This window comes from Variovorax sp. P1_H12_2 (assembly GCF_056405335.1).
Map to the genome: position 1 here is coordinate 1 of NZ_JBFUCI010000313.1, position 7,762 is coordinate 7,762.

The window sequence follows — 7,762 nt, forward strand, 5'->3', positions numbered from 1 at the left end:
TGCGGCCCCCTCGGGGGGCAGCGACCCACACGCAGTGGGGGAGCGTGGGGGCCACGCTCAGGCGCCGATCGCCGCCCGGGTGGCCTCGAGATGCGCCCGGGCCCGCTCGGCCAGCGCCATCTCGCCCGGCGTGCCGGGCGTGAAGCTGTCGACCGGCAGCGTCCGGCCGTGGGAGTCGACCGAGACGAAGACCACCAGGCACTCGGTGGTCTTGTGCATCTCGCCGCCCTTCATGTCGCCGCTGCGGACCTCGACCGAGATGTTCATGCTGCTGTTGCCGGTGTAGGCCAGCCGCGCCTCGACCTCGACCAGGTCGCCGATCATGATCGGGCGGTGGAAGCGGATGCTGCCGATGAAGACCGTCACGCAGTAGCGCTTGGACCAGCTGGTCGCGCAGGCGTAGCCGGCTTCGTCGATCCACTTCATGACGGTGCCGCCGTGGACCTTGCCGCCGAAGTTGACGGTGCTGGGCTCGGCCAGGAAGCGCAGGGTGATGGAGGACATGAGATGCCTGGGCGATGAGTGGATCGAGGGGGGTGCCTGCGCCGATTATGCGAGCGCCGCGGCGTTTCCGGGAGCGAACAGCTGGGCCACCGTGCGGCGCAGCCACATGTTGCCAGCGTCGGCGTGGAAGCGCTCGTGCCAGTGCTGCTTGACCGCGTAGGAGGGCAGCGCGAAGGGCGGCTCCAGCAGCCTCACCGGCTCCTGCGTCGCCAGCACCTCGCCCAGGATGCGCGGCACGATCACGATCAGCTCGGTGTGCGCGACGATCCGCGCCACGCTCAGGAAGCTGGACAGCCGCACCACCACGTCGCGCGCGAGGCCGAGGCGCGCGAGGGTCTTGTCGACGATCGCATGGCCGGTGCCCGACGAGGAGATCACCGCGTGCGCCTCGGCCTCGAAGCGGCGGCGCGTGAGCCGGGCGCCGATGCGCGGGTGGTTGCGCGCCGCCAGGCAGACGAAGTTCTGCATGAAGAGCGTCTGCTGGTAGAAGCCGGCGTCCAGCTGCGGCATGAAGCCCACGGCCAGGTCGACCTCGCCGTCCTCGAGGCGGCGGCCGCTGTCGGTCGAGATGATCTCGGTCTCCAGGTGCACGCCGGGCGCCTGCCGCCGCAGGTGGTCGATCAGCCCCGGCAGCAGCACCACCTCGCTGATGTCGGTCATGCAGATGCGGAAGCTGCGCCTCGCCTCGCCGGGCACGAAGCCGCCGCGGCTGCCGCGCGCCTGGTCGAGCTGGGCCAGCACCTCGCGCACATGCACGCTGAGCCGCTGGGCATAGGGCGTGGGCTGCATGCCCTGGGCGGTGCGGGCGAACAGGCGGTCGTCGAAATGGGCGCGCAGCTTGTTCAGCATGGTGCTGGCCGCGGCCTGGGCCATGCCCAGCCGGTCGGCCGCCTTCGAGACGCTGCCGGTCTTGTAGACCTCGTCGAAGACCGCGAGCCATTCGAGATCGAGCTTGGACATCGGAATTCCCCTGAAGAAGCCCCATTATCCAAAAACGATATTCCAAGTATTGAGTGGAAGTCTTGAACAAATAGTGGTCGGGGCCAACAATGCGGCCTCGGCGCTCGACGCCAGGAGACACCCCCCATGAACACCGCCTTGCCGGCCGCCCGCACCGACGGCGCCGAACGCCGCGCCTACTACGACCGCATCCGCCCGCTCCACCTGACGCCGCTGTGGGAGTCGCTGCACGCGCTGGTGCCGCGCGAGCCGCAGACGCCCTGCGTGCCCGCGCTCTGGCACTACGACGAGATCCGGCCGCTGCTGATGGAGTCGGCCGAGCTGATCACCGCCGAGGAAGCGGTGCGCCGCGTGCTGGTGCTCGAGAACCCGGCGATCCCGGGCCGCTCGTCGATCACGCAGTCGCTCTACGCCGGGCTGCAGCTCATCATGCCGGGCGAGGTGGCGCCCTCGCACCGCCACGTGCAGTCGGCGCTGCGCTTCATCGTCGACGGCAAGGGCGCCTACACCACGGTCGGCGGCGAGCGCACCACGATGCACCCGGGCGACTTCATCATCACGCCCTCGTGGGCCTGGCATGACCACGGCAACGAAGGCATCGAAGGGGTGAGCGAGCCGGTGGTCTGGCTCGATGGGCTCGACATCCCGATGATCCGTTTCTTCGACGCTGGCTTCGCCGAGAACGACGACGCCCGCATGCAGCAGGTCGCGCGGCCCGAGGGCCACAGCCTGGCGCGCTTCGGCCACAACATGGTGCCGGTGCGTCACGACCATGTGTCGCCGACCTCGCCGATCTTCAACTACCCCTATGCGCGCAGCCGCGAGGCACTGGCCCAGCTGCACAAGCAGGAAGCCGCCGACGCCTGGCTGGGCCACAAACTGCGCTACATCAATCCGCTGACCGGCGGCTCGCCGATGCCGACCATCGCGACGAACCTGCAGCTGCTGCCCGCGGGCTTTGCCGGCAAGACGCACCGCGCCACCGACGGCGCGGTCTACAGCGTGGTCGAGGGCCGCGGCACGGCCGAGATCGGCGGCCAGCGCTTCGATTTCGGGCCGCGCGACACCTTCGTTGTGCCGTCCTGGGCGCCGCTGCGCCTTGCCGCCAGCGAGGAAGTGGTGCTGTTCAGTTTCTCGGACCGGCCGGTGCAGCAGGCGATGGGCGTGCTGCGCGAAGCCTTCCTCGACCACGCCTGATTCCGGGTGCCTTCGGGCCGCCGTCTTTTTCCTTCGTCCATGTTTGCCGCTGCGCGCGGCAGGAGTCTTCATGTCCTTCGTCGTTTCTCCTCCGGCCGTGGTCGGCCTCGCCATCGCCGGCTCGACCGAGCTGTTCCCGGTCCGCCGCGTCTACTGCGTCGGCCGCAACTACGCGGCGCATGCGCGCGAGATGGGTTTCGACCCGGACCGCGAACCGCCCTTCTTCTTCTGCAAGCCCAATGACGACGCCTCGGTGGTGCCGGTGCCAGCCGGCCGGGCGGTCGGCATTCCCTATCCGGACCAGACCACCAACTACCACTACGAGGCCGAACTGGTGGTGGCGATCGGCACCGGCGGGCGCGACATCGCGGTCGGCGATGCGGTCAACCACATCTACGGCTACGCGGTCGGCCTGGACATGACGCGCCGCGACCTGCAGATGAAGATGCGCGAGCAGGGCCGGCCGTGGGAGATCGGCAAGGCCTTCGACTTCTCGGCGCCGGTGGGCCTGCTGAGTCCGCGCGCCGCGATGGGCGAGATGACGGCCGGCGCGATCACGCTCGAGGTCGACGGCGAAGCGCGCCAGAAGAGCGATATCCGCCACCTGATCTGGTCGGTCAGCGAGGTGATCGCCAACCTGTCGACCTTGTTCGCGCTGCAGCCCGGCGACCTGATCTTCACCGGCACGCCCGAGGGCGTGGGCGCGGTGCAGCGCGGGCAGACCATGCAAGTCCGTATCGACGGCCTCGAACCGATCGCGGTTCGCATCGACTGACATCCCCGCAGGAGACGCACCATGGGCACCCCTTCCAAGCACAAATCCACCGTTCTCGTGGTCGGCGGCGGCATCGGCGGCATGGCGGCGGCGCTGGCACTGGCGCGCCTGGGCATCGCCGTCGACCTGCTCGAGCAGAGCGCCACCCTCGGCGAGATCGGCGCCGGCCTGCAACTGGGCCCGAACGCCTTCGCGGCGCTCGATGCGCTGGGCGTGGGCGAAGCGGTGCGGCGCGGCTCGGTGTTCACCGACCGGCTCGTGATGATGGACGCCGTCGACTGCGCCGAGGTCGCCTCGGTGCCGGTCGGCGAGGCCTTTCGCGCGCGCTTCGGCAACCCCTATGCGGTCAGCCACCGGGCCGACCTGCACGGCGCGATCCACGAGGCGGTGAAGCAGCATCCGCTGATCCGCTTCCACACCTCGGCGCAGGTCGAGGCGCTGGATCTGGAAGAACGCCGCGTGACCGCGGTCACGCGCGACGGCCGCCGCTTCAGCGCCGACGCCATCATCGGTTGCGACGGTGTCAAATCGGTGGTGCGCGCCAGGCTCATCGGCGATGCGCCGCGGGTCTCGGGCCACGTGGTCTACCGCGCCGTGGTGCCGGCCGCCGACATGCCCGAGGACCTGCGCTGGAACGCGCCCGTGGTCTGGGCCGGCCCCGACTGCCACCTGGTGCACTACCCGCTGCGCCATGGCGAGCAATACAACCTGGTCGTCACCTTCCACAGCCGCGAGCGCGAGGAGTGGGGCGTCAGCGACGGCAGCAAGGAAGAGGTGATGTCGTACTTCGAGGGCGTGCATGCGCGCCCGCGGCAGCTGCTCGACCGCCCCACCTCTTGGCGCCGCTGGAGCACCGCCGACCGCGAGCCGGTGGCGACCTGGAGCGAGGGCCGGGCCACGCTGCTGGGCGACGCGGCCCATCCGATGATGCAGTACCTCGCGCAGGGCGCCTGCATGGCGCTGGAGGATGCGGTGACGCTGGGCGCCGCAGTCGAAGCCTGCGACCACGACCTGAGCGCCGCCTTCCGCCTCTATGCCTCGGCCCGGGTCGCGCGCACCGCGCGCGKGGTGCTGTCGGTGCGCGAGATGGGGCGTCTCTACCATGCCAAGGGCGTCGAGCGGCTGGTGCGAAACAGCCTCTGGACCGGCCGCACGCCCGAACGCTTCTACGACGCGGTCGAATGGCTCTACGGCTGGAACCCCGCGCACTGCCTCGACGACGGGCGCGCTGCGCCGACCTGATACAACGCCGCCGAACGATTCAAACCTGAAGGAAGTCGCATGAAATCCCTCCTCTCGCTGGTCGCCGCCGGCGCCACGGCCCTGCTCGCCGCCTCGGCCGCCGCCCAGGCTCCGGCCGCGGACTACCCGAGCAAGCCGGTGACCATCGTCACACCCTTCGCGGCCGGCAGCGGCCCCGATGCGGTGCTGCGGCTGGTCTCGGACAAGCTCRGCCGGCTCTGGAACCAGCGCGTGCTGGTCGACAACAAGCCCGGCGGCGGCGGCTTCATCGCGATCGAGCAGGCGCGCCGCGCCACGCCCGACGGCTACACCCTGCTGCAGCTCGACAGCGAGCACATCGCCGCGCTGCCGCACCTCTACAAGTCGCGCAATTTCGTGACGCTGCAGCACTTCGACCCGGTGGCCTCGCTGTTCCGCACGCCCTTCTTCGTGGCCGTGCCGACCGACTCGAAGTGGAAGAGCATGAGCGACCTGGTCGCCGCCGCCAAGGAGAAGCCGGGGCAGGTCAACTACGGCTCGTGGGGCGTCGGCAGCCCGGGCCACCTGGGCGCCCAGCAGCTCGAGGCGCTGTCCGGCACCCACATGCAGCACGTGCCGTACCGCGAGGTCTCGCAGCTGTTCGCCAACGTCGGATCGGGCGAGGTGGCGTGGAGCTTCGCGAGCTTGCCGTCGAGCCAGGGCATCTACAAGGCCGGCAAGCTGCGCTACATCGCGATCGCGGCGCCCAAGCGCATTCCCCAGATGCCGGACGTGCCGACCATGGCCGAAGCCGGCGGGCCGTCCGGGCTGGACGTCAACTCCTTCGTTTCGCTGCTGACGCCGAAGGGCGTGCCGGCGGCGATCCGCATGAAGATCAACGTGGACGTCGCCAAGGTCATCGCCGACCCCGAGATCCGGGCCCGCTTCGACACCTTCGCCTTCGAGCCGCTGGCCTGGTCGCCGGAAGAAATCGAGCGCAACGCCGAGGTGAAGTCGAAGATCTACGGTGAGCTCGTGAAGCGGGGAAACATCAGCCTCGAGTGATGACGTCTGGTTACAAGAGAGGGCTATCCTTCCTTTCCCCAATTTCCCCCAACCGAGTCTCCATGCACCCCTCCAAGAGAGTCCTCCTGATCGCTGCCGCCTGCGGCCTCGCCGCCGGTGCCCTGCCGCTCGCCGCCTCGGCGCAGGGCGCTGCCTGGCCCACCAGGCCGATCCGCCTGATCGTCGGCTTCCCCGGCGGTTCGACCCCGGACATCGCCGCGCGCACCATCGCCGAACCGCTGGCCAAGGCCCTCGGCCAGCCGGTGGTGGTCGACAACAAGCCCGGCGCCTCGGGCAACATCGCGGCCGACCAGGTGGCCAAGGCCACCGACGACCACACGCTCGGCATCGTCATCAACGGCAACCTGACCTCGTCGAAGATGCTGTACCCGAAGCTGCCCTACGACCCGGGCAAGGACTTCACCTACCTGTCGCTGATTGMCACCGCGCCGCTGGTGCTGGTGGCCCAGAGCAGCCTGCCCACGGGCGCGGCCTTCTTCGACGCCGCGCGCAAGGGCGGCGACAAGTGGAGCTACGGCTCGGTCGGCGTCGGCTCGGTCGGCCACCTGGGCATGGAACTGCTCAAGAGCCGCGTGCCGGGCCTGAAGGCCGAGCACGTGCCCTACCAGGGCAACCCGCAGGTGATGACCGACCTGATCGGCAACCAGATCCAGATGGCGCTGATCCCGCCCGGCGTGGCGCTGCCCCAGGTCAAGGCCGGCAAGGTCAAGGCGGTCGGCCTGACCAGTGGCCGCAGCACGCTGGCGCCCGACGTGCCGGCGCTCGCGGACGCCGGCGTGCGCGATTTCAACCTCGAGGTGTGGACCGCGCTGGTCGGCCCCGCGAGCCTCTCGAAGACCGCGCAGGACCGCATCACGAAGGAACTCGTGATCATCATGAAGTCGCCGGAAGTGCGCCAGAAGCTGTTCGAGCAGGGCTGGCAGGCGGTCGGCACCTCGCCCGACGGCATGCGCACGCGGGTGAAGGAAGAGGCCGCGATCATGTCCAAGATCATTTCCACGAACGGCATAAAACTTCAGTAACCCCCCAGCCTCGCCCACTGCGTGTGGCTCGGGCACCCCACTGCCGGGGGCACTGTTGCTCGCCCCCAGGTTGGGCTCACTGCGTGTAGCCCGCCCACCCCCTACCGGGGGCAACACCAGCGGCCCGGCGAAGCCGGTTCCGCGGTGTTTCCCGAAGGGGATACGTCTTTTGGAGGCACTGTATGAATTCGATGTTGCGTGAGCCTGCGCGCGATCTGCCGGTCTTCGGCGAGTACGACGTCGTGGTGGTCGGCGGCGGGCCGGCGGGGATCGCTGCCGCCGTGAGCGCCGCGCATCACGGCGCGCGCACGCTGCTGGTGGAGCGCTACGGCTTCCTCGGCGGCATGGGCACGGCCGGCGGCGTGACCAATTTCGCCGGCCTCTACGGCAAGCGCAATGGCGAGATGACGCAGCTGGTGCACGGCGTGGCCGACGAACTGCTGGCGCGCCTCGACGCCCTGGGCGGACTCAACAAGCCGCAGGACGGCATGCAGGGCCGCATCCGCGTGCGCTCCTACGACACCTCGGCCTACAAGTGCGCGGCCGACCAGCTGCTGCTGGACGCCGGCGTGCAACTGCTGTTCCATGCGCTGGCCGCGGCCGTCGTCATGGACGGCAGCCGCATTGCCGCGCTGGTGGTCGAGACCAAGTCGGGCCGCCAGGCGATCCGCGCCAACGCCTTCGTCGACGGCAGCGGCGACGCCGATGTCGCCGCCTTCGCGGGCGTGCCGTTCGCGGTCGGCGACGGCCGGGGCAGCGGCCTCTTCCCTTCCACCATGTTCCGGGTCGGCCACGTCGAGGCCGCGCCTGCGCTGGCGGCCGTCGGTGAATTCAAGGCCATCAACGACCTGATGGCGAAGGCGCGGGAGCGCGATCCCGAGGCCTACCGCTTCCCGCGCGAGGGTGCGATCCTGCGGCCGCAGATCGACCCGCGCGAATGGCGCGCCAACGTGACGCAGATCTGCAATGCCGAAGGCGGCGCGATGAACGGCGTCGATGCGCGCGAACTCAGCGACGG

8 protein-coding genes are annotated in these 7,762 nt (G+C 69.8%); 6 read left to right on the plus strand and 2 right to left on the minus strand.

Translation table 11 applies throughout. The features are described from left to right. Positions 1-57 precede the first annotated feature (57 nt). Positions 58-504 (minus strand): acyl-CoA thioesterase, encoded by a 447-nt coding sequence (locus AC1D2K_RS25075; protein ID WP_478091831.1) that lies wholly within the window; start codon positions 502-504, stop codon positions 58-60. Positions 505-549: 45 nt separating this feature from the next. Beyond that, the gene (locus AC1D2K_RS25080) at positions 550-1,464 is read right to left on the minus strand and encodes a LysR family transcriptional regulator (protein WP_478091833.1); all 915 of its coding nucleotides are present in this window, start codon (positions 1,462-1,464) and stop codon (positions 550-552) included. A 126-nt stretch (positions 1,465-1,590) separates the two neighbouring features. Between AC1D2K_RS25080 and gtdA the strand changes: the two genes are divergently transcribed. The 6 genes from gtdA to AC1D2K_RS25110 form a co-directional block, all read left to right on the plus strand. Beyond that, positions 1,591-2,661, plus strand: coding sequence for a gentisate 1,2-dioxygenase (gtdA, locus tag AC1D2K_RS25085; RefSeq protein WP_478091835.1), 1,071 nt, complete (start codon positions 1,591-1,593; stop codon positions 2,659-2,661). 70 nt (positions 2,662-2,731) lie between these two features. After that, a complete protein-coding gene (locus AC1D2K_RS25090) occupies positions 2,732-3,436 on the plus strand; it encodes a fumarylacetoacetate hydrolase family protein (protein ID WP_478091836.1) in 705 nt (234 codons plus the stop codon). A gap of 21 nt (positions 3,437-3,457) precedes the next feature. Then, the gene (locus AC1D2K_RS25095; RefSeq protein WP_478091837.1) at positions 3,458-4,678 is read left to right on the plus strand and encodes a 3-hydroxybenzoate 6-monooxygenase; all 1,221 of its coding nucleotides are present in this window, start codon (positions 3,458-3,460) and stop codon (positions 4,676-4,678) included. Positions 4,679-4,717: 39 nt separating this feature from the next. Continuing rightward, positions 4,718-5,701 carry a Bug family tripartite tricarboxylate transporter substrate binding protein gene (locus AC1D2K_RS25100; RefSeq protein ID WP_478091839.1) on the plus strand — a complete coding sequence of 328 codons (984 nt, stop codon included), beginning with the start codon at positions 4,718-4,720 and terminating at the stop codon, positions 5,699-5,701. A gap of 62 nt (positions 5,702-5,763) precedes the next feature. Further along, a complete protein-coding gene (locus AC1D2K_RS25105) occupies positions 5,764-6,744 on the plus strand; it encodes a Bug family tripartite tricarboxylate transporter substrate binding protein (protein WP_478091841.1) in 981 nt (326 codons plus the stop codon). Between the two features lie 182 nt (positions 6,745-6,926). Continuing rightward, positions 6,927-7,762, plus strand: an 836-nt coding sequence (locus tag AC1D2K_RS25110) for an FAD-dependent oxidoreductase (protein ID WP_478091843.1), incomplete at its 3' end; no start/stop codon positions are given.

Coding starts and splice junctions, on each gene's coding strand:
- AC1D2K_RS25075 (WP_478091831.1), bottom strand. CDS start 504: ATGTCCTCCATCACCCTGCGCTTCCTGGCCGAGCCCAGCACCGTCAAC.
- gtdA (WP_478091835.1), top strand. CDS start 1,591: ATGAACACCGCCTTGCCGGCCGCCCGCACCGACGGCGCCGAACGCCGC.
- AC1D2K_RS25080 (WP_478091833.1), bottom strand. CDS start 1,464: ATGTCCAAGCTCGATCTCGAATGGCTCGCGGTCTTCGACGAGGTCTAC.
- AC1D2K_RS25090 (WP_478091836.1), top strand. CDS start 2,732: ATGTCCTTCGTCGTTTCTCCTCCGGCCGTGGTCGGCCTCGCCATCGCC.